This window comes from Rhodococcus sp. no. 34 (assembly GCF_054589475.1).
The window spans coordinates 322,903-344,157 of the sequence record NZ_BAAILK010000041.1 but is presented as its reverse complement, the minus strand read 5'-3'; the positions used below and the strand labels follow the sequence as shown (position 1 = coordinate 344,157).

Genomic DNA, 21,255 nt, shown 5'->3' with positions numbered 1-21,255 from the left:
ACATGGCCCCGATAACCAGCACCTACCGACTGCAGTTGCGACCGGATGTATTCACTCTTCGTGATGCGGCCGCACAGGTGGACTACTTCGAGGCATTGGGGGTCTCACATCTCTATCTCTCCCCCATCCTCACTGCGACGTCCGGATCGACGCACGGCTACGACGTCACCGATCCGACAACCGTGTCCGAAGGACTTGGTGGCCGCGAGGCCCTGGTGGAGCTCTCGCGCGCCGTTCGATCACGTGGGATGGGCCTGATCGTCGATCTGGTCCCCAACCACGTCGGTGTCGCCAAACCTCGCGAAAATGCTTGGTGGTGGGACGTTCTCACGCACGGGCAGTCGTCGGAGTACGCGGACTTCTTCGACATCGATTGGGCCGAGGACAACGGAGCCGACGGCAAACTCTCGCTCCCGGTGCTGGGCAGCCAGGACGATCTCGACGCACTGACTGTCGAGAAAGACGGTGAGGAAACACTTCTCGCGTTCTACGAGCACCGCTTCCCCATCGCCTCCGGCACCGAATCCGGATCTCCACAGGAGGTCCACTCCAGGCAGTCGTACCGACTCGTACCGTGGAACGCCGGAATCATCAACTACCGACGGTTCTTTGCCGTCAACGAACTCGCTGCACTGCGCCAAGAGGACCCCCAAGTCTTCGAACTCTGCCATCGGCAAGTGAAGTCGTGGGTCGACGAAGGACTGATCGACGGCGTTCGCATCGATCACCCGGACGGACTCGCCGATCCGGCGGAGTATCTGGGGCGCCTGCGGGAACTGATCGGACCAGATCAGTGGCTCGTGATCGAAAAGATCCTCGGCCATACGGAACCACTCGATCCGCTGCTCCCGATCGACGGCACCACCGGATACGACGCACTCAATCAACTGGGCGGCATTTTCGTCGATCCCGCCGCCGAACTCGAACTGACCGAACTCTCCGCAGATCTGACCGGCGACGACGGGGACAGTACGTGGTTGCATCACACCGAACGTCAGTTCAAACGCGACACCGGGCGCGGTGACCTTGCACCCGAGGTTCGCAGACTCGTGCGCGCAATCCGACGCGAAACCGGAAGTCGTTGCAGTGAGACCGAACTGAACGACGCAGTTGTCGTCGCGATCGCTCGGATGCCGGTGTACCGATCCGACTACAGTCCCCTCGCCGGTTTGGCCGCTCGGATCGTCGGCGACATGCACGAATTGGCTCCCGGACATGAACCATCGTTCAACGTGTTGGCGCAATCCCTGGTGAACAGCGGTGAAGCCTCAGTTCGCTTCCAGCAGGTGTGTGGCGCTGTCATGGCCAAGTCCGTCGAAGATCGACTCTTCTATCGGACGGCGCGCCTGGTCTCACGTCAGGAAGTCGGCGGCAACCCGGCATCGCTTGCCGTCTCCGTCGCCGAATTCCATCTCCACAACGCGGACCGAGCGAAGCGGTGGCCGCGCGCGATGACGAGTCTGTCCACTCACGACACCAAACGCGGCGAGGACGTGCGGGCACGGATCGGTGTTGTGTCTCAAGTGCCGACGCTGTGGGCCCGGCTGATTCGCGAGTGGGAAGACGTGTGCCCCAGCCCTGATCCGCTTACCGGATTGTTCTTGTGGCAGAACATCATCGGTGTGTGGCCGGCGGACGGCCGCTCGGCAGTCTCGGTTCCAGAGCTGCGCGAGCGTTTGCACGCCTATGCGGAGAAAGCCGTCCGCGAGTCCGGCGCCAGAACTTCCTGGAACGATCCGGACGTCGACTTCGAGTCGGCAGTGCACCGCTGGATCGACGAGGTGATCGACGGCCCGGTCGGTGATTCGGTCAGCGAATTCGTCGGCCGGATCGCGCGTCACGGCTGGTCGGACTCTCTGGGCCAAAAGCTGCTCCAACTTCTCGGGCCCGGCGTTCCCGACGTCTACCAGGGCACTGAGCTGTGGGAGGACTCGTTGGTCGATCCGGACAACCGGCGGCTTGTCGACTACGGAACGAGGCGATCACTGCTCGATTCCGGCGCCGCGCCGATCGACGCAACAGGTACCGCAAAGTTGCACCTCGTTCGCACGGCACTGACACTGCGGCGGGAGAACCCCTCGTGGTTCGATCACGGTGAGTACCGGCCGGTCTTCGCTTCAGGTTCCGGATCCGGTCATCTGGTCGGCTTCTCGCGCGGCCCGGCAGGTGATCCGCCTATGGTCGTTGCTCTGGCGACGCGACATTCGCTCAGACTCTCGTCGCACGGTTGGAGAGATACGCGAGTGGACCTGCCAGATGGCGAATGGGTCGACGCACTGAGCGGACAACCCGTCTTGTCTTCGGATGCGCGGGACATCTTCGCTGCCGGGCCATGTGCCCTGTTGACCAGGGTGCGCTGAGCGGTTTCCGCTGACTGGGCATTCACCCCCGAAAAGAACTTCGTCGCGCTAACTTCCGAAGAGCAGATCGTCACCACTAGTCGGAGGTTTGAGCATGGCCGCCAGTCGATTCACCGGAAAAGTTGCCTTCATCACCGGAGCCGCCCGTGGTCAGGGGCGCGCCGAAGCTGTCCGGCTGGCAGAAGAGGGCGCAGACATCATCGCCGTCGACGCGTGTGTTCAATTCGAATCCACCTCGTATGCCGGCGCCACCGACGACGACCTGGCCGAGACAGTCGAACTGGTCAAGGCCCTGGACCGTCGAATTGTCGCTACCAAGACCGACGTTCGCGACTTCTCTGCGCTGTCCGCGGCGCTCGCGGCCGGCATCGACGAATTGGGGCGACTTGACGTCGTCGTCGCGAACGCCGGAATCTGTTCTGCCAACATGTCCTGGGAGATCACGCCCGAGCAGTGGCAGGAAACGCTCGACGTCAACCTGACCGGCGTCTTCCACACCGCCAAGGCAGCGATCCCGCACCTGATCAAGCAAGGCACCGGTGGCTCGATCATCTTCACCAGCTCCGTCGCCGGCCTGCGCGGCCTCCCCTTCCTCGGCCATTACGTCGCGAGCAAACACGGCATCACCGGTCTGGCCAAGACGATGGCCTCGGAGTTGGGGCAGTACAACATTCGGGTCAACACCATCCACCCACACGGCGTGGAAACCGGAATGCAGATGACGGACATGCGGCCGCTCATCGACGCCAACGCCCACACACTCGGTCCGATCTTCATGCAGACCTTGCCCGACCCGGTCAGCCAGCCGGAGGACATCGCCGCCGCCGTCGCGTTCCTCGGTTCCGACGAGGCCCATCACATCACCGGCATCGCGATGCCGCTCGATCTGGGCACCCTGATCCGCTGATCGAATCTTCTCGAGTTTTTCCCGTCCTCGGGGAATATCGCTTCCCCGAGGACGGTTGCGCGAGGCATGACCAAAACTGTTGTAGCGCAGACGTACGGCACGCCCGAAGTCCTGAAGCTCGTGGACGTCGATTTACCGGCGCCGAAATCAGGTGAAGTCCTGGTCGATGTGAAGGCGATCGGCGTCAATCCCTTCGACTTCAAGCTCTACAGCGGCGCTTTCGGCACCGACCCCGAGAAACTTCCCATCCGCCTCGGCGGCGAGGCAGCGGGCGTCGTCTCGGCTGTCGGCGACGGCGTCACAAATGTGAACGTCGGCGACGAAGTGATCGTCAGCCCCGGCAACGGCCTCTACTCCGAACAGGTAGTCGTGCCGGTCTCCTCTGTCACCGCGAAGCCCGCAGGCATCAGCTGGGAACAGGCAGCCGGCCTCCTTCTGGTCGGCGGAACTGCAGTCGACGCCCTCGACACCATTCGGGTCGGTTCCGGCGACACCGTTCTCATCCACGGCGCGTCCGGCGGCGTCGGCGCGATCGCTGTTCAGCTGGCAGTTGGTCGCGGAGCTACGGTGATCGGCACTGCGGGAGCCTCGAATCAGGATTACGTGCGCTCGCTCGGCGCCACGCCTGTGCTCTACGGCCACGGCCTCGAAGCGCGTGTCCGTGAACTCGCGCCGAACGGCGTCGATGCGGCGTTCGACACCGCCGGAACGGACGAAGCCGTCGATGCATCTCTGGCTTTGGTCACCGACAAGAGCCGTATCGTCACCATCGTCGCGTTCGGACGCGCCCAGACCGACGGCTTCGCTTCCGTCGGCGGAGGCAATCCGGCAAGTGCGGAAGCGCGTTTGAAGGCACGATCCGAACTTGTCGAACAAGCCGGTTCCGGACACCTCATCGTGAAGATCGCCAAGACCTTCCCGCTAGCGGACGTGGCACTCGCTCACACCGAGTTGCAGAGCTCCCATCCCGCCGGGAAGTTCATCCTCATTCCCTGACGTTGCTTGCGGTTCCCTGTGTCTGAGGGGCGAGTGGAACCAACAGGGTGGTGCCGAACGCGACGAGCACGGATTCGCCTTCGCGTTCGGCAAGTACCTCGGCAGTGACGAACACCTGCTTGCGCCCGGCCTTGACCGAGCGCGCCGTAGCGACAAACGCGGTTCCGACGCCCGGACTCACGAAATTGACCGCGCAGTTGGACGCCGCCACGACACCTACCTGGGTGAAAGCAGCAAATCCGCACGCGGTGTCTACGAGTCCCGCCACGAGCGCAGCGTGCAGGTGTCCCGAGTACTGGCCCAGATCCTCACGCCATTCGAGCCGCAGACAAACGCGACCCGGTTCGGCCTCCGTGACTTCGAATCCGGCCCACCGGTTGAAGGCCGCCGAGGCGTTGACCGCGCGCAACTGTTCGAGCATTTCAGAATTTCCCATGTAGACCAGTCTACATAGATTGTGGTGGATCGCTGGGGTGTTTAAGCTCCAACTCGTGGCGACTCCCCCGAAACACCGCGAAGCACTCGTACGAGCTGCGGCCGATCTGTTTCGCCGCCAGGGGTATGCGGCAACGGGCCTCAACGAGATCCTCAAGTCGAGCGGGGCGCCGAAAGGTTCGCTCTACCACTACTTTCCCGGCGGCAAAGAGCAGATCGGCGAAGAGGTCGTCCGCGTCGGCGGGCAGTTGGTCACCGACACCCTGACCGAACTCGCCGACAGCCAATCGGACGCCGGGTCGCTGCTGCGCGAGTACGCGCGGTTGCTCGCCGGATGGGTGAGCGATTCGGATTTCCACGAAGGCTCGCCGATCACGACGGTGTTGTTGGAACTTGCCCCCGATTCGGAGAGCGTGACAGCCGCCGGACAGGCGGTGTATCGACAGTGGACTTCGCTACTGCGCGACACACTGATCGCGTCCGGGGTCGGACGTGCGCGAGCGGAACGGCTTGCCGTCCTTGCAGTGTCCGCGCTCGAGGGCTCGCTGGTGCGGGCTCGCGTCGAACGATCCGGTCAGCCGATTCTCGATTCCCTCGGCGAGGTCGCCGACGTGTTCGACGGAGCAATCGCCGCGGCGCACTCGCACTGAGCGAACGCGACCTGAGCGAACGGCACTCTCGGCCTCATGAAGGCGCCGAAAGGTACGTTCGCTCGGAATCGGAGGGTGGCTCGGTAGGCTTCCGGGCGCCATCCCGAGCGCCACCTCGAGCACCACCGCGGGCCGCGCCGATCCCTGCGACGACGACGCACGCGATACCTGCCACGGCCAGAACACTCGGAACCTGTTGCAGCACAACCAGACCGATAAGCTGCGCGAAAGCAGGCTCGAGACTCATCAGCGTGCCGAACGCCGCCGTGGACAGCCTTCGCAACGAGACCATCTCCAGAACGAACGGCACGACGGGCAGCAAGATCGCGAGTCCGAGGCCCACGAGAATCAGATGCGGAGTCAGCCGCCCGATAGCCGAGTGGCCTACGGCAATTGTCGCGGCCAACCCGGCTACCGCCATCGACACCGCCAGCCCGTTGATACCGGCAACCTCGTCGCCGACGCGCTGGGTGAGCAAAATGTACATCGCCCAGCAGAGCGCCGCACCGAGTGCGTACGCCACACCGACCAGATCGACTGTCCCGGACCACGGTTCGGTGAGAAGCACGACGCCCACGCCTGCCAGAACCGGCCACAGAACGCGGCCACGCCCCCGGAGCAAAGCAACCGTCAGCGGACCCAAGAATTCCAATGCGCTTGCTGTTCCCAGCGGAAGGCGCTCCACCGCTGCCATGAACAGGAGCGTCATGCCTGCGGTGACCACACCCAGAACCACGCAAGCCAGAAACGCCTTGCGAGTGAACGCCGAAGGGCGGGGCCTGACGATGATCAGAAGAATGATGCCTGCCCAGGCGAGTCGTAGCCACGCCGCTCCGTCTGCGCCGAGCTGATCGATCAGGCCCACCGACACGGCGAGCCCGAGCTGCACGCACAACATCGCCAAAACAGCCAGGCCCACTCCGGCCCGCGCTTTCGTATCCATAGCTGAATTGAACGGGAGGCCAACCGTTCGTGTCCACGCGATTTTGACCTACATTATGTTCACGATTAGTGAATGATCGAAGGATGGAAACCCGTCGACTCCATCTCCTCCTCGAACTCTCCCGCTTGGGTTCGATGCGTGCGGTCGCCGAAGCGCACAACCTCACGACGTCGACAGTGTCCCAACAACTCGCGGCCTTGACCGCGGAGACCGGTACCGCACTGATCGAGCCCGACGGTCGCCGGGTGCGGCTGACGCCGGCCGGTCAACGACTGGCCGATCATGCCGTCACCATCCTGGCAGCCGTCGATGCAGCTCGCCTGGACCTCGATCCGGACGCGGAACCGGTGGGGACCCTGCGAGTCGGCGGATTCGCAACTGCGATCAGAACCGCGATGCTCCCCGTCGCTCGAAGCCTGCAACGCAGTCACCCGCAGGTGGACGTGATGATCTACGAATACGAACCCGTCGAGGCTTTTGCACTCCTCGAACGCGACGATCTAGACCTCGCACTGACGTACGACTACAACCTTGCCCCCGCGTCGCCGAGCCCACTACTCGAAGCAATTCCGCTCTGGTCGACGCCCTGGGGACTGTGTGTTCCCGACGACGCCAAAGCTCCCGACAAGTCCACAGAATCCGGAATCGATCTCCGCGCCTTCGCCGACACGTCATGGATAGTGAACTCACGCAACACGGCAGACGAGCGCGCTGTGCGAACCCTCGCGTCGCTGGCCGGGTTCACCCCTCGGATCACTCACCAGATCGACAGTCTCGACTTGGTCGAACTCTTGATCCTCAGTGGTTACGGCGTGGGGCTGATGCCGCTCGAACGCAAGACTCGCGAAGGCGTGCGCGTCGAACCACTCGTCGATCCGCCCGTCATCCTCACTGCCTATGCGGTGACGCGTCGCGGCCGATCGTCGTGGCCGCCGCTTCGGCTCGTGTTGGACCGACTCACGGCCTACCGATAACTCACATCCGATCAGCGTCGCCGTCGCGGCGCTGCTGCTTGGCAATTCGACGCTGCTCTTCCGCCCGCTCGCGGCACTGACGCAAGAAGGCTTCGTCCGCCGCCGGATCCTGCGCAACGGCACGTCCCGGGCGCTCGTATTCGCCGTACCCGGTTGGGCCGACGTATCCGCGGGGCGCGTTCTGTCCGCGCCCCACCACCAGCCACAGAACCGATCCCAAAGTAGGAAGGAAGATGATGATCAGAATCCAGACGACCTTGGGTAGGTACTGGATGTAGGCGTCATCTCTCGTGATGGCGTCGACGATGCAGAAAATCCACAGCAACATCGTGATGAGGCCGAACAAGGCATAGGGCACGCTGGCGATTCCTCCCGAGAATAAAAAACCCTCGCCATGCTAACGAAAACAGACCAATTAGTACATTAGATTCTGGCGAATGTTGAACTCGAGCCATCCTCGGTACGCATCGACGTCCCATCCACTGACCCGACGCAATTGCTGATGAAGCTGCGGCGAGACGAAAGCGGCAAGTATGCCCGCGGCTTTCTCGAGCGAAATCTCAGGCCTCAACAAGCCATGCTCGGAGAGACCCTCGGCTATCGACATCGCATTGACGGCCGACTGATCCGACGACTCCTCGAATAGTCGACGCATGTCGGCATCCGCACCCGAGGATTCGACCGCGACCATCATCAGAGCGCCGGCACGTTCGAGCAGTCCGATGCCCTGTGCCACGATCTGGGAGACGATCCGGCGAACGTCATCGGGGTCCGAGGCCAGGTTCGGCGCGCCGAGTGGAACCTCTTCGGCATCGAGCGCCGCAGCGAGGGCCGCTTCGAAGATCTCGAGTTTCCCGCCAGGGAAGGCTGTGAACACCGTCCGATCGGCGACGCCGGCCGAGGCGGCAATCTGCTTGACGGTGGCACTGACATACCCGTCTCGAACAAACAAGGCCGTCGCCGCATCACGAATGAGTTCACGCGTTCGCTGCGCGGAAGCTTCACGCACGCGGGAGTGGTACTGGCGTCTGCCCTCCATTGCGCACACTTTAGCCGCATTCGATGCAACGACCATGCATGGAAAGAATCGTGCAGCTCAGGAGCCTTTTCCGGGGTGGTCTATCCAGCCGTCGCTACCGGGAAACACCAACGCCTCGTGGCCGTTGTCGTACCTGACCAGATAGGGAGGACCGCCGTCCTCGCCGTGCACCTCGAGAACCTCGGCAGTTACCTCCGCCTGCCCCACCACGCGCCCCTGGACGTGGAGACGGTCACCCACTTCGGCATGCATCACTCCTCCTCGCTGCCCGCTCGCGCAGGCGCAGACCAACCACTGACGTTGTTCCCGCCATGCCGACTCGGAAACCCTGGGACGAGTTGCCGTCGTGAGAAATCGCATATTCACCGAAGGTGACAGCGACGGGTGAACAGTGGTTCACTCATGGGTGAATTCCCGTTCACCATCGCCGCGTGAAGGACCGTCTCTTGGCATTGCACTCGTCTCCGACCACTCGCCGTTCAAGTCGGCTCATTACCGCAATTCTCTGTCTTTCCGGCACCGTGGTCGCGCTGCAACAAACGATGGTCATTCCGTTGTTGCCCGATTTCCCGAAGATCCTCGGCGTCAGCGCTGACGACGCCTCCTGGCTCGTCACCGTCACGCTCCTCACGAGTGCCGTCGCCACTCCGATCGTCTCCCGCCTGGCAGACATGTTCGGAAAACGACGCATGATGCTGATCTCGATGACGATGATCGTGGTCGGATCACTGGTCGCGGCGATCGGCGGCAACTTTGTCGCCCTGCTGATCGGACGTGGTCTCCAGGGCTTCGCGATCTCGATGATCCCCGTCGGAATCAGCATCATGCGCGACGAACTGCCCAAGGAGAAGGTGGCGTCGGCAACAGCGTTGATGAGTGCCACTCTCGGAATCGGCAGCGCACTCGGGCTCCCGCTGTCCGGGTTGATCTTCGAGCATCTGGGCTGGCCCGCCATCTTCTGGCTCTCGGCGATCGTGGGCGTCCTGCTGATCATCGCGGTAGCCGTCGTCCCGGAATCGAGTGTTCGTACCCGCGGCAAATTCGACTTCCTGGGCGCGGTCATGCTCTCGACAGCACTCACGGCGATCCTCCTCGCCATCTCCAAGGGCGCCCGTTGGGGATGGACGAGCGAACTGACATTGCTGATGTTCGTCATCGGAATCGTGACTCTCGCATTGTGGTTCCCTTACGAACTCCGCGTCACCCAGCCGATGGTCGATCTACGAACGTCGGCCAAGCGGCCTGTTCTGCTGACCAACGTCGCCTCGATCCTCGTCGGCTTCTCGATGTACGCGAACAACCTCTCCACCACCCAACAACTTCAGATGCCGAAGATCTCCGGCTACGGCTTCGAACTGGGCGTGATGGCGGCCGGACTGTGCATGATTCCGGCAGGCCTCGCGATGGTCTTCTTCGCGCCCGTCTCCGCGAACATCACGAAGCGATTCGGAGCCAAGATCACCCTGATCGTCGGCGGCACGGTGCTCGCGCTCGCCTACATCGCGCGAGTGTTCCTGACCGGTTCGATAGCACTGATCATCATCAGCGCGGCGGTGGTCAGCATCGGAACCGCAATCGCCTACTCCGCGATGCCGATGCTGATCATGCGATCGGTTCCGATTACCGAAACCGCGTCGGCAAACGGCCTCAATTCGCTGCTCCGCTCAGTCGGTACTTCCACGTCCAGCGCGGTGGTTGCCGCCATGCTCACTTCGATGGTCATCCCGTCCGGGCCGGGCGAGGGCCTTCCGTCGATCGACGCCTTCAAGAACATCTTCTGGCTGGCCGCCCTCGCCGCCGTGGCTGCTGCCGCTGCCGCTGCGTTCATTCCTCGCCGCGGCGCAAAACCGGAAGCGGCACTTCGCCCGGTGACCCCGGAAGGGTTCGAGCTTCCCGACGCCGCCGTGTCCGAAACGGAAATTGTGGTTGCCGGTCGTGTGGTCCGGGCCGACAGCCGACCGATCCGGCAGGCCGTTGTCACCGTGATGGACATGGAGGGTCGACCGATCGACTGGAGTCGCGCCGACAACGAGGGCAACTTTTCCCTCGCCCTACCCCGGCCCGGACGGTATTTGGTAGTGACGAGTGCCGACGGCTGGTCCCCTCGGTCGCAGGTGATCGCTTTCGACAGCGCGCAATCGACGCACACCGTCGAACTCGGTGACCGCCTCACCATCTCCGGCAAGGTCGGAGTCGGCGGCCGAACAACCTCGGGAACCGTCGTCACGCTCACGAAACCGACCGGCGAATTCGTCGCATCCACGGTCACCGACGGAACCGGGCACTACGGAATCGCACTTCCCACATCCGGCCGGTACATCCTGACCGCGCTGACCGAGAGCGGACACGGCACATTGGCTCGTCAGATAGCGGTCATCGCGCAGTCCACCGTCGTCGATTTCGACGTACCCGTCGATGCCGAGCCGTTGACGACAGTATGAACGCCAGTACGAGCAACCGAACGCATGGCGATCGGGTATCGAGGCGGAGGCGAGCGACGTGAGCAGCGGCGAAGCCAGCATCCTCACAGCAGCGAAAGCCTTGTTCGCGGAACGAGGTTACGCATCGACGACCATCAAGGACATCGCGGTCGCAGCCGGCTACTCCCCTGCCCTGGTCATGAAGATCTACGGCAGCAAAGCTCGGCTGTACTCGGCTGCGATCCCGTCCGCACCTCCGATGGACGAGGATCCGAATGCCGACGCCACCGGAGACATCGGCTGTCAACTGGTCGAGAAACTTGTCGCTCGTAGAGAATCCGACGAAACCGATCCGTGGGCAATGCTCGCAGTACACGTTCACGAGGCGCCAGATCCGGCCGCCGCTCGGGCCGAGATCAAGCAACGATACGTTCACGGGATCGCGCGCCGCATCGGCGACACGGAGCCCGGTTTGGTACGCAGCCAGATCGTCGTCTCACTGCTGCTCGGACTGGCCACCGGCATGCGGACGCTCGAACTCCTCGGTGAGGATTCACTGTCGTCGCAGGATCTGATCCGGCGCTACGGAAGGCTGATTCAAATAGCCGTCGACGAAATCGAACCGGTATCCGAGCACGAATCGTTCATCAGTGACACGGTGGAGGAATGACTACTTACCGATACCTCGACGCCGACCGGAATCTCCTCGAAGAGAAAGATTTCGAAACCGAGCAGGACGCACAGGAATACCGACTCTCCGTCCTCGGTGCCGAACACATCGAGCCCGCGGGCGAATGATCCTGTCGATTCCCCGATCGGTCAGGGAGACTTCGCTGCAGTGGTGAGTTCAGCGATCAAGGCTTGAACGCGACGCTCGATTTCGTCACGGATCGGGCGAACTGCTTCAAGGCCCTGTCCGGCCGGGTCGTCGAGAACCCAGTCTCGGTAACTCTTGCCGGGGAAGATCGGGCACGTGTCGCCGCAGCCCATGGTGATGACGACATCCGAATCCTGGACGGCGTCGACAGTGAGGATCTTCGGAGACTGCGCTGAGATATCGATACCGCGCTCTGCCATCGCCTCGACCGCTGCCGAATTGACGGTCTCGGCGGGTGCGGATCCGGCGGAACGGACCTCGATGGCGTCGCCTGCGAGATGGCTCAGGAATCCCGCGGCCATCTGAGATCGACCGGCATTGTGGACGCAGACGAACAACACCGATGGTTTGCTCATGACCTCGCTCTTTCTCGACTGGATGAAACCTCTTCGACTGCAAAGCGTTTGCGTAGAGCAAGGGAGACATAGACCAGCCCGACGAGCACCGGTACCTCGATCAGCGGGCCGACGACACCGGCAAGAGCTTGCCCCGAGGTGGCGCCGTAGGTGGCGATGGCTACCGCGATCGCGAGTTCGAAGTTGTTGCCCGCGGCGGTGAACGCCAGGGTCGTGGTGCGTTCATAGCCCAATCCGATTGCGGCGCCGAGGATGTAGCCTCCGCCCCACATGAGCGCGAAGTACGCGAGCAAGGGCAGCGCGATCCGGACGACATCCCAAGGCTGGGAGGTGATCTGTTCGCCCTGCATCGCGAAGAGCACGACGATGGTGAACAGCAGACCGTAGAGCGCCCAGGGGCTGATCTTGGGGATGAACTTGTTGTCGTACCAGTCGCGGCCTTTGGCGCGTTCGCCGAAGAAGCGGGACAGAAAACCTGCCAGCAGCGGGATACCGAGGAAGATCAGGACCGATTTCGCAATCTGCCAGGGCGAGGTGTCGATGGTGGTCTGTTCGAGGCCGAGCCACCCGGGCAGGACCGAGAGGTAGAACCAACCGAGCACGGCGAACATGATCACCTGGAACACCGAATTGATGGCGACCAGCACCGCGGCGGCTTCGCGGTCTCCGCAGGCCAGGTCGTTCCAGATGATCACCATCGCGATGCAGCGAGCGAGACCGACGATGATCAAACCGGTTCGGTATTCCGGCAGGTCAGGCAGAAACAGCCAGGCGAGGGCGAACATCAGCGCCGGGCCGAGAACCCAGTTCAGGAACAGGGAGCCGGCGAGGAGTTTCTTGTCCCCGGTGACTGTGTCGAGGCGGTCGTAGCGGACCTTCGCCAGGACCGGGTACATCATGATCAGCAGACCGAGGGCGATCGGTAGCGAGATGCCGTCGATCTGCACCTTGTCCAGGGCAGTGTTCACACCGGGGATCCAGCGTCCAACCAGCAGGCCGACGACCATGGCCACGCCGATCCAGACCGCCAGATAGCGGTCGAGGGTGGAGAGTTTTCCGACGACTTCGGGGTGTTCGGTGGTGGCAGCGGTGTTGCTCATGCGGTGACCTCAGCGCAAGCGTCTGCGGCACTCACGCTCGCACCTTCTACCAGCAGAACGGCGGAAAGCTGTTGCAGCGCAGCCGGAATAACCCAGTAGTACACCCAGGTCCCGCGTCGTTCACAATCGAGCAACCCGGCCTGGCGCAACACCTTCAGGTGATGCGAGATAGTCGGCTGAGACAAGTCGAACGAGTCGGAGATGTCGCAGACGCAGGCTTCACCACCCTCGTGACTTGCCACCAAGCTGAGCAAGCGGAGACGAACCGGATCGCCGAGGGCCTTGAACATCCGAGACAAGTCGCCGGCCCAATCCTCGGTCAACGGTTCGCGAACGAGCGGGGTGCAGCAAGCCTCGGAGTCCGGCAGCTCTTGATTCGACATTCTTCGATATTGACAGATATCGAATCAACGCACAATCGGGCATCCGGTCAGCCGGATCCCGAACTCATCCCTCGGCGATCGCCGTTCGACGCTCGAGCAGAACAGTGTCGCGCCACACGCCGTCGAGTTCGGCGATCTTCTCGCGAAGGCCGACCGTTCGAAACCCGGCCGAATGATGGAGCGAGATGGAGGCACGGTTCTCCGGGAACATCGACGTCTGCAGAGTCCAGAGTCCGTCGGCGTCGGCGGCCATGACTTGCTTGCGCAACAACGCCTTTCCGACGCCACGACCACGCATGCCGTCCGCAACGTACACGGAGTTCTCGGCAACCCCGCGGTAGCAGTCACGCTCGGAAACCGGACTCAACGCAGCCCATCCGACAACAACACCCCCGATAGTCGCCACCCATCGATGCTGCGGCAGCCACCGTTCGTGGAGATGCTCACGCGAGGGGACCTCAGCGGCAAAGGTGGCATTTCGGGTGTCGATACCCTCGCCGTAAATACGTCGAACCGCATCCCAGTCGTCGTCGACCATGGCCCGGACAGAGACATCGCCGGGCAGATCACTCGGGCAGCACGGACGCGGAGTAAGGACTCCCATCACCACATCCGCCGCCTGCGGCAAGGCAACGCAACACGTCGGACTCATCGCGACGACCGTGCTCGTCCCTTCCTTACGCATGGTCACAAAACCCACATCGGCGAGCTTGCGCAGGTGATGCGACACCGTCGGCTGCCCGATCCCCAACGCCTCGGCGAGCGCTCCGACGGTAATACCACCGACCGCGCTCGCTACCCGGTGAAGCAATCGGACGCGCATCGGCTCGGCAAGGCAGGCGAACCACTGCGCGTAGGTATCGGCATCGCCCTGCGCGAGGACGGAAGAACGGATCTGATCCGAGTCCGAATCTCCGACTCGCACCGTCGGAGTCTGCAGCGAAGTCATCTCTCCACTATATCGACAGCTGTCGATGGTTGCCTACATTGATGATCGTCGATACAGTCCCCGTAGATCGATAATCGTCGATGAAAGGCACGAAAATGAACCCCCTACCCGTTGTCGTGATCGGGGCCGGCCCGATCGGCCTGGCAGCCGCAGCAGAACTGCGCGAGCGCGGACTCACACCCCTTGTATTCGAGCGCGGAACCACAGCCGGTGCTGCGATCTCCGAGTGGAATCACGTTCGACTGTTCTCCCGGTGGTCCGAACTCGTCTCCCCCGCCGCGCGGCGACTCCTCGACCAGAATGGATGGAGCTCACCCGACGGGCAGACCTATCCGACCGGCCGGCAATGGCGCGAGCTCTACCTCGAACCACTCGCCTCGGCCCTCGCCGACCTGGTCCAGTTCGACACCGAGGTGATCGGCGTAGCTCGACGCGGACGTGACCTGGTCGTCGACGCCGGACGCGACAGCGAACCCCTCTCGATTCACCTGCGGCGCCGCGACGGAACCGAGGATCGGATGTTCGCCCAGGCCGTTGTGGATGCGTCCGGCACCTGGGGCACCCCCAACCCGCTCGGTGGTGAAGGTCTTCCTGCACTCGGCGAAGGCGCTGTGGGTACTGCGATCCGGTACCGGGTTCCGGATCTCGACGATCCGGCAGTGCGGGCACAGTTCGCCGGAACGCACACCGTCATCGCAGGTAGTGGCCACTCCGCGCTGACGGCGATCGTTGCGCTGTCAGAGTTGGCGGAGCACGCTCCGAGCACCCGCATCACCTGGGCGGTCCGCCGAGGAAACATCGGCTCTGCATTCGGAGGCGGCGACGCTGACGAACTGCCCGCGCGCGGCGCCCTGGGATTGCGCGCAAAGAAGGCCGTCGAGGATGGCCTGTTGAGCGTCGTCACCGGCTTCCGCACCGCAGAGGTGACAACTACCCCTTCGGGACAACTCATACTTGCCTCCGATGCGGGTGATCGCATCGAGAACGTGGACAACGTCATAGCGCTGACCGGCTTCCGCCCCGATCTGTCCTGGCTCTCGGAAATTCGACTCGGCCTCGACCCGGTCTTACAAGCACCGGTCGAGCTTGCTCCGCTGATCGATCCGAACGTCCACTCGTGCGGCACCGTTTACCCGCATGGCGCGAAGGAGCTTCGCCATCCGGAGCCGGGGGTGTACTTGGCAGGAATGAAAAGCTACGGCCGAGCACCCACCTTCCTGGCGATGACCGGCTACGAGCAGGTTCGCAGCATCGCAGCCGAGCTCGCCGGCGATCACGAAGCAGCGGCCCGTGTCGAGTTGATCCTTCCGGAGACCGGAGTCTGCGGCGGCGCAGGCATTTTCGACGAACCTGACACAGCAGAAACCGTCACAGGGAAAGCCGAGGGCGGATGCTGCAGCGCCCCCGCTCCGAAACTGATCACACTGTCGGCACCGTCCGGCAACACCTGCGGATAGAAACAGTCCTTGACGACGGATCCAGCCCGCCGGGCTGCCACATCCGGCCGAACAAGGCATGCTGATCGTGTGCATACATTCGAGGTCTGGGCGCCAACACCGGAATCGGTCCGGGTCGAAGTCGACGGCATCACGCACGAGATGGACCGGACCGACGACGGGTGGTGGCGCGCCGAGGTCGACTGCGACAACCGCGCTCGCTACGGCTTTGTCGTCGACGGTGAAACACTCCCGGATCCGCGTTCACCACGCCAGCCCGAAGGCGTGCACCTTCGCTCCCAGTTGCATCAGCTCGACGAGGCGTCCTGGACCGACTCTCAGTGGACCGGACGACAACTCCCAGGATCATCGGTCTACGAACTGCACATCGGAACGTTCACCCCCGAAGGAACATTCGACGCCGCGATCGAACGTCTCGATCACCTGGTAGACCTCGGCGTCGGCTTCGTGGAAATCATGCCGGTCAACGGCTTCAACGGAACTCACAACTGGGGCTACGACGGTGTGCTCTGGTACACGGTCCACGAGATCTACGGTGGCCCGGACGGATTGCAACGCTTGGTGAATGCGGCCCACGAACGCGGACTCGGCGTGATTCTTGACGTGGTCTACAACCACCTGGGCCCGTCGGGCAACTACCTCGAAAAGTTCGGCCCCTACATTGCCGATGGAGCGAACACCTGGGGCCGAACGATCAACATCGGAGGCCCGCAGTCGGGCGAGGTTCGCGAGTACATCATCGGCAATGCCCTGCGATGGATGCGTGATTTCCACATCGACGGTCTACGCCTCGACGCCGTCCACGCGTTGGTCGATCACACCGGAACGCACATCCTCGAGGAACTCGCCGTCCGAACGGAAACACTGTCGGCCCATCTGGGCCGACCGCTCACGTTGATTGCCGAAAGTGATCTCAACGACGCCACTCTGATCACGCCACGAGCGGCCGGCGGGTTCGGCTTGGACGCGCAGTGGGACGACGACATCCACCACACCATTCACACGGCCGTGTCCGGCGAACGCCAGGGTTATTACGCCGACTTCGGATCCTTGGAATCCCTTGCAAATACATTGCGGCGCGGTTTCTTCCACGCCGGAACGTATTCCTCGTTCCGTGGACGGGTTCACGGCCGGCCGATCGACATCACGCATCAGCCCGCCAGCGCCCTGCTCGCATACACGTGCACCCACGATCAGATCGGCAACCGCGCGATCGGGGACCGCCCGAGCGCCTATCTGACGCCAGGACAATTGGCGATCAAGGCGGCGCTGGTCCTGCTCTCGCCGTACACGCCGATGCTGTTCATGGGCGAGGAATGGGGAGCGACCACTCCGTTCCAGTTCTTCACCTCGCATCCGGAACCGGAACTCGGCGAGGCCACTGCCAAAGGCCGCAAAGCGGAGTTCGCGGCGCACGGCTGGAACAGTGACGACATTCCGGATCCGCAAGACCCACAGACATTTCTGCGATCGAAACTGGACTGGGACGAGCGAGACGACGAGACACGCGCTCGCGTCCTGGCCTGCTATCGCGATCTACTTGCCCTGCGCAGGAAGCGAATCGAGATCACCGACCCTTGGCTGGGGAACCTGCACGTCGACTACGACGAGGACGACCAGTGGATCACCTTGCGCCGCGGCGCATTACAGATCGTGTGCAATCTGGGAACGGACGCGGCCTCGGTTCCGGCCGGCGGAACCCCCATCCTCTGGTGGGATCCGCCGACACAGGACGAGACCGCGTCCGCAACAGTGGTGCCGGGGCACTCGTTCGTCGTACTCGAAAGCTGACTAACTCTCGAGATTCCGGTATTAACGCTTCGCGTTCTCTGGTGTACTCCGCAGCATCCGCAACACCAATGCGGCACTGACGAACAGAACCAAAGCTGTTGCACCGGCAGCAACGTGCATACCGTCGACAAACGCCGACTTCGCGGAATCGGCAAGCACCGAACCGAGTTCACCAGGTAGGTACGTTGCTTCCTGCAGGGCACCGCCGAGCGTGCCCTGTGCAGCGTGCGCCTGATCTGCTTCGAGCATCGAGGTGTCGATTCCCTTGCGGAAGATCGCCATCACCACGCTGCCCAGGATCGCCACGCCGAGCGCGATGCCGAGTTCGTACGCGGTCTCCGACACAGCGGACGCAGCGCCGGCGCGTTCGGGTTCCACCGAGCTGACCACGAGATCCGATGTCAACGTCAACGCGACACCGACACCAGCACCGGCCAGACCGAAGCCGATCACGAACATCAACGGGCCGCTGTCGACGCCGAGCGCGAGCAGCATCGCAGCACCGATACCGGCAACCGCAAGGCCCGCGCTGAGCACGTGAGACACCGACCACCGGCGAATCAACCAGGCCGCCGCAACCGCGGTGAATGCGCTGAGCAACATACCCGGGAGCATCAGCAGCCCGGCGTCGAGCGCCGAGTTACCGAGCACCAACTGCAGGTACTGCGAGCCGAAGAACAGGACACCTGCCAGCGCGAAGATCGAGAGCAGGTTGGTGATGACGGCGGTGGAGAACGACGCGTTGGCAAACAGCTTCAGATCCAACATCGGATCCTTCAGCATCCGCTGACGACGCACGAACACGTAACCCGCCGCGAGACCAACGAGGCCGATCACCAGCAACGTGATGCTGACGCCGTGCACCACGGATTCCTTGACCGCGTACACCAGCGGCAACATGGTCGCCATCGACAGACCAGCGCTGATGAGGTCGAATCGACCCGGATTGGGGTCCTTCGACTCCGGGATCAGGATCGGGCCGAGTACAACCAGCGCGATCATGACCGGAATGTTGATCAAGAAGACCGAACCCCACCAGAAGTGCTCGAGCAACCAACCACCGACCAAAGGGCCTGCCGCGGTACCGCCACCGGCCATCGCGCCCCAGACACCGATCGCCTCGGTGCGCTGACGCGGATTGACGAAGATCGTGCGGATCAGACCGAGGGTGGCAGGCATCAGCGTTGCACCGGAAATACCCTGCAGCACGCGGGCGGCAATGAGCATCTCGGGACTGACAGCGAGAGCGGCGATGATCGAGGCGAGACCGAAGCCGACTGCGCCGATCAGGAGCAGTTTTCGCCTACCGATCCGGTCGCCGAGCGTACCCATGGTGATGAGCAGACCGGCGAGCACGAACGAATAGACGTCGATGATCCACAGCAACTGCGTGCTGCTCGGTTCGAGGTCGGCGCTGATGAACGGAAGCGCAAGATCGAGCACCGTGCCGTCGACTGCGATGAGCAACACAGCAAAGGCAAGGACTATCAAGCCCGCCCAGTCACGCTTTGTCGCCCGAACCTCGTCGGGATTGATTGCAGACGTCTGATCTGCCGACACTGACATTGCTCCCCTGCGACTTTCTCTGAGTTCTTTCGAAAAGATTTCACTGCACCGTCCAGCCGGTACAGTAGGTCTACGGTAACAGTGAACCGTCCGAGCGGTAAAGTTATTTCCGGGTAGGGTCACATCACATGGCTGCCGACACTCGCGATCGAATTCTCGACGCACTGGAGAAGCTGCTGCTGGTCAGCGGCGTCGCCCAAGTCACGCTCGAAGGCGTTGCCGCCGAAGCCGGGGTTTCCAAGGGCGGACTTCTCTATCACTTCCCCAGCAAGGAAGCCCTCCTCGCGGCGATGGTCCGCAGACTCGGGGAACGCTCGGATCAGCAACTCGACGACGCCGTAGCCGGCGGTACCACGGTCACCGAGTTCTATCTGCAGATCCCCGATGCGAACGAAAGCGAAGAACTCTCACTCTTCCGATCGATCATCGCGGCACTGAGAACAGTCGACGGACAACACGACGAAATCCAGAAGGCCGTCACACATGTGATGCGGAGCTGGGACAAGGGCCTTCAGACCGAGATCGCCGACCCTGTGCAGGCCGAGATCATCCGACTCGTCGGCGACGGCCTGTATCTGGCGGCCATGCTCGGACTCCCCCAGCCGGATCCCGAACTGCATCGACAGGTAGTCGAGCGACTGCGGCCCTGACCGGGGGGCGTCCCTTACGTCAGATAGCGGTACGCCGGGCTTCCCGGCTCGAGCCTCTCGGACTGCATCGGCGCGCGCTCCATCCGCTCTAGTAACGACGCCAACCCGTCGGCGGAACCGAGTTCGATACCCACCAACGCGGCACCCGTCTCGCGATTGTTTCGCTTGACGTACTCGAACAGCGCGATGTCGTCGTCCGGCCCCAGCACGTCCGAAAGGAACCGGCGCAACGCTCCCGGTTCCTGCGGAAAGTCCACCAGGAAGTAGTGCTTGAGCCCGAGGTGAACGAGCGAACGCTCGAGAATTTCGCCGTAACGGGAGACGTCGTTGTTGCCACCGGAGATCAGGCACACGACGGTCGAACCCGGCTCGAACGTCAGATTCTGCAGTGCCGCAACGGAAAGCGCTCCCGCGGGTTCGGCGATGATGCCCTCGCTCTGGTACAGCTCGAGCATCGCCGTACAGATAGCGCCCTCGTCGATCTGATTGACGACAAACGATCCCGAACCGGACCGCGTCTGAAGTTGACGAGCGACGAGCGGCAACGACGCGTGCGACACCACGGCGGCACCCAGACGTGAGACGACCTCGTAGGGAACATCGCCGATCCTCTTGACCGCTGCTCCGTCGACAAATGGATCGACGTCGGGAAGAGTCACCGGGCCCCCGGCAACAAGAGCGGCCGTCATCGACGCCGCACCGGACGGCTCGATCCCGACGATCGACGTCTTCGGCGACCGTTCGTGCAGGTAGGTGGCGATGCCCGCAATGCAACCGCCGCCGCCGACCGGCACGACGATCGTGTCGAGAGGGGCGTCCAATTGCGTGAGAATCTCCGCTGCAATGGTTCCTTGCCCCGCAGCGGTGCGCACGTCGTCGAACGGCGGAACCATGGTTGCGCCAGTTTCGGCTACGTCCTCCGCGGCCGCAGCAGCGGCGGCGTCATAGGTCTCACCGATCATGAACAGTTCGACAAACGCTCCACCGTGCGCGCGGATGCGATCACGCTTCTGCTTGGGGGTATTGGCCGGAACGTAGATCCGACCCTTGATCTGCATCGTTCGGCACGCGAAAGCAACACCCTGCGCATGGTTACCGGCACTGGCAGTCACTACGCCGGCACCGCGTTCGGCCTCGTTGAGCTGAGCGATCAGGTTGTACGCGCCACGAATCTTGTACGAACGAACGCCCTGGAGGTCCTCACGCTTGAGATACACGTGTGCCCCGGTCAACGCCGAAAGACGATCGCTGTACTGCAGGGGTGTCGCCGCAATGACGTGCTGAATTCGCTCGATGGCCGCGTCGATCTCCTGCGCGTCGAGCGCGGGGACGGTGGACTTCGTTACTACGACATCGGGCGAGTTAGACACCCCGCCATTTTCGCACGTCGGAGATCAACCTT

General features: G+C 62.9%; 22 protein-coding genes. 11 read left to right on the top strand and 11 right to left on the bottom strand.

The features are described 5' to 3' along the window. Positions 1-2 precede the first annotated feature (2 nt). From treY to ACYP01_RS19100, 3 genes are all read left to right on the top strand, one after another. Positions 3-2,360 carry a malto-oligosyltrehalose synthase gene (gene treY, locus ACYP01_RS19110; protein ID WP_459681742.1) on the top strand — a complete coding sequence of 786 codons (2,358 nt, stop codon included), beginning with the start codon at positions 3-5 and terminating at the stop codon, positions 2,358-2,360. Positions 2,361-2,454: 94 nt separating this feature from the next. Next, positions 2,455-3,267 carry a mycofactocin-coupled SDR family oxidoreductase gene (locus tag ACYP01_RS19105; protein ID WP_007733124.1) on the top strand — a complete coding sequence of 271 codons (813 nt, stop codon included), beginning with the start codon at positions 2,455-2,457 and terminating at the stop codon, positions 3,265-3,267. Between the two features lie 66 nt (positions 3,268-3,333). Next, entirely contained in the window at positions 3,334-4,263 is a 930-nt protein-coding gene (locus ACYP01_RS19100) for an NADP-dependent oxidoreductase (RefSeq protein WP_042921812.1), read from the top strand. On the opposite strand, the gene ACYP01_RS19095 is transcribed toward ACYP01_RS19100, so the two are convergent. Further along, the gene (locus ACYP01_RS19095; RefSeq protein ID WP_459681738.1) at positions 4,253-4,699 is read right to left on the bottom strand and encodes a PaaI family thioesterase; all 447 of its coding nucleotides are present in this window, start codon (positions 4,697-4,699) and stop codon (positions 4,253-4,255) included. The genes ACYP01_RS19100 and ACYP01_RS19095 overlap by 11 nt on opposite strands. Before the next feature lie 55 nt (positions 4,700-4,754). On the opposite strand from ACYP01_RS19095, the gene ACYP01_RS19090 reads away from it, so the two are divergent. After that, entirely contained in the window at positions 4,755-5,348 is a 594-nt protein-coding gene (locus ACYP01_RS19090; RefSeq protein WP_003941729.1) for a TetR/AcrR family transcriptional regulator, read from the top strand. 34 nt (positions 5,349-5,382) lie between these two features. Here ACYP01_RS19090 and ACYP01_RS19085 read toward each other — a convergent pair whose 3' ends face one another. After that, complete coding sequence (locus ACYP01_RS19085) at positions 5,383-6,291, bottom strand: EamA family transporter (RefSeq protein WP_459681736.1); 909 nt, start codon at positions 6,289-6,291, stop codon at positions 5,383-5,385. A gap of 83 nt (positions 6,292-6,374) precedes the next feature. Here ACYP01_RS19085 and ACYP01_RS19080 point away from each other — a divergent pair, with 83 nt between their 5' ends. Continuing rightward, positions 6,375-7,265, top strand: coding sequence for a LysR family transcriptional regulator (locus ACYP01_RS19080; RefSeq protein WP_042921818.1), 891 nt, complete (start codon positions 6,375-6,377; stop codon positions 7,263-7,265). Position 7,266: 1 nt separating this feature from the next. On the opposite strand, the gene ACYP01_RS19075 is transcribed toward ACYP01_RS19080, so the two are convergent. From ACYP01_RS19075 to ACYP01_RS19065, 3 genes are read right to left on the bottom strand one after another with little or no spacing between them, the layout of a single operon-like run. Beyond that, positions 7,267-7,623: a PLD nuclease N-terminal domain-containing protein gene (locus ACYP01_RS19075; RefSeq protein ID WP_003941757.1), complete on the bottom strand. Its 357-nt coding sequence runs from the start codon at positions 7,621-7,623 to the stop codon at positions 7,267-7,269. A gap of 57 nt (positions 7,624-7,680) precedes the next feature. Next, positions 7,681-8,304, bottom strand: a complete 624-nt coding sequence (locus ACYP01_RS19070; protein ID WP_459681733.1) for a TetR/AcrR family transcriptional regulator — start codon at positions 8,302-8,304, stop codon at positions 7,681-7,683. Between the two features lie 57 nt (positions 8,305-8,361). Beyond that, entirely contained in the window at positions 8,362-8,556 is a 195-nt protein-coding gene (locus ACYP01_RS19065; protein ID WP_003941743.1) for a DUF1918 domain-containing protein, read from the bottom strand. 179 nt (positions 8,557-8,735) lie between these two features. Here ACYP01_RS19065 and ACYP01_RS19060 point away from each other — a divergent pair, with 179 nt between their 5' ends. Genes ACYP01_RS19060 through ACYP01_RS19050 form a run of 3 tightly spaced genes read left to right on the top strand, consistent with a single transcriptional unit; the run spans position 8,736 to position 11,522 of the window. Then, positions 8,736-10,745: an MFS transporter gene (locus tag ACYP01_RS19060; RefSeq protein WP_459681731.1), complete on the top strand. Its 2,010-nt coding sequence runs from the start codon at positions 8,736-8,738 to the stop codon at positions 10,743-10,745. Between the two features lie 58 nt (positions 10,746-10,803). Further along, positions 10,804-11,394 (top strand): TetR/AcrR family transcriptional regulator, encoded by a 591-nt coding sequence (locus ACYP01_RS19055; RefSeq protein ID WP_459681728.1) that lies wholly within the window; start codon positions 10,804-10,806, stop codon positions 11,392-11,394. After that, positions 11,391-11,522 (top strand): hypothetical protein, encoded by a 132-nt coding sequence (locus tag ACYP01_RS19050; protein WP_007733137.1) that lies wholly within the window; start codon positions 11,391-11,393, stop codon positions 11,520-11,522. Before ACYP01_RS19055 ends, ACYP01_RS19050 begins: the two co-directional genes overlap by 4 nt. A gap of 21 nt (positions 11,523-11,543) precedes the next feature. Here ACYP01_RS19050 and ACYP01_RS19045 read toward each other — a convergent pair whose 3' ends face one another. From ACYP01_RS19045 to ACYP01_RS19030, 4 genes are all read right to left on the bottom strand, one after another. Next, complete coding sequence (locus tag ACYP01_RS19045; RefSeq protein WP_007733138.1) at positions 11,544-11,957, bottom strand: arsenate reductase ArsC; 414 nt, start codon at positions 11,955-11,957, stop codon at positions 11,544-11,546. Beyond that, positions 11,954-13,057 carry an ACR3 family arsenite efflux transporter gene (gene arsB, locus ACYP01_RS19040; RefSeq protein WP_459681724.1) on the bottom strand — a complete coding sequence of 368 codons (1,104 nt, stop codon included), beginning with the start codon at positions 13,055-13,057 and terminating at the stop codon, positions 11,954-11,956. Before arsB ends, ACYP01_RS19045 begins: the two co-directional genes overlap by 4 nt. Further along, positions 13,054-13,440, bottom strand: coding sequence for an ArsR/SmtB family transcription factor (locus ACYP01_RS19035; protein WP_003941739.1), 387 nt, complete (start codon positions 13,438-13,440; stop codon positions 13,054-13,056). The genes arsB and ACYP01_RS19035 overlap by 4 nt, the downstream gene beginning before the upstream one ends. Before the next feature lie 64 nt (positions 13,441-13,504). After that, the gene (locus ACYP01_RS19030) at positions 13,505-14,389 is read right to left on the bottom strand and encodes a helix-turn-helix domain-containing GNAT family N-acetyltransferase (RefSeq protein WP_459681721.1); all 885 of its coding nucleotides are present in this window, start codon (positions 14,387-14,389) and stop codon (positions 13,505-13,507) included. Between the two features lie 95 nt (positions 14,390-14,484). On the opposite strand from ACYP01_RS19030, the gene ACYP01_RS19025 reads away from it, so the two are divergent. Both ACYP01_RS19025 and treZ read left to right on the top strand, forming a co-directional pair. Further along, on the top strand, positions 14,485-15,846 hold the full coding sequence (locus ACYP01_RS19025; RefSeq protein ID WP_459681718.1) for an NAD(P)-binding domain-containing protein: 1,362 nt from the start codon (positions 14,485-14,487) through the stop codon (positions 15,844-15,846). Positions 15,847-15,915: 69 nt separating this feature from the next. Continuing rightward, positions 15,916-17,637 (top strand): malto-oligosyltrehalose trehalohydrolase, encoded by a 1,722-nt coding sequence (treZ, locus tag ACYP01_RS19020; RefSeq protein ID WP_459681716.1) that lies wholly within the window; start codon positions 15,916-15,918, stop codon positions 17,635-17,637. 21 nt (positions 17,638-17,658) lie between these two features. Here the strand turns inward: treZ and ACYP01_RS19015 are convergent, their stop codons facing one another. Further along, positions 17,659-19,203 carry an MFS transporter gene (locus ACYP01_RS19015; RefSeq protein WP_054781564.1) on the bottom strand — a complete coding sequence of 515 codons (1,545 nt, stop codon included), beginning with the start codon at positions 19,201-19,203 and terminating at the stop codon, positions 17,659-17,661. Positions 19,204-19,331: 128 nt separating this feature from the next. On the opposite strand from ACYP01_RS19015, the gene ACYP01_RS19010 reads away from it, so the two are divergent. Then, entirely contained in the window at positions 19,332-19,853 is a 522-nt protein-coding gene (locus tag ACYP01_RS19010; RefSeq protein ID WP_003941685.1) for a TetR/AcrR family transcriptional regulator, read from the top strand. Between the two features lie 14 nt (positions 19,854-19,867). On the opposite strand, the gene ilvA is transcribed toward ACYP01_RS19010, so the two are convergent. After that, positions 19,868-21,223 carry a threonine ammonia-lyase IlvA gene (ilvA, locus tag ACYP01_RS19005; RefSeq protein ID WP_314681902.1) on the bottom strand — a complete coding sequence of 452 codons (1,356 nt, stop codon included), beginning with the start codon at positions 21,221-21,223 and terminating at the stop codon, positions 19,868-19,870. Positions 21,224-21,255 lie beyond the last annotated feature (32 nt).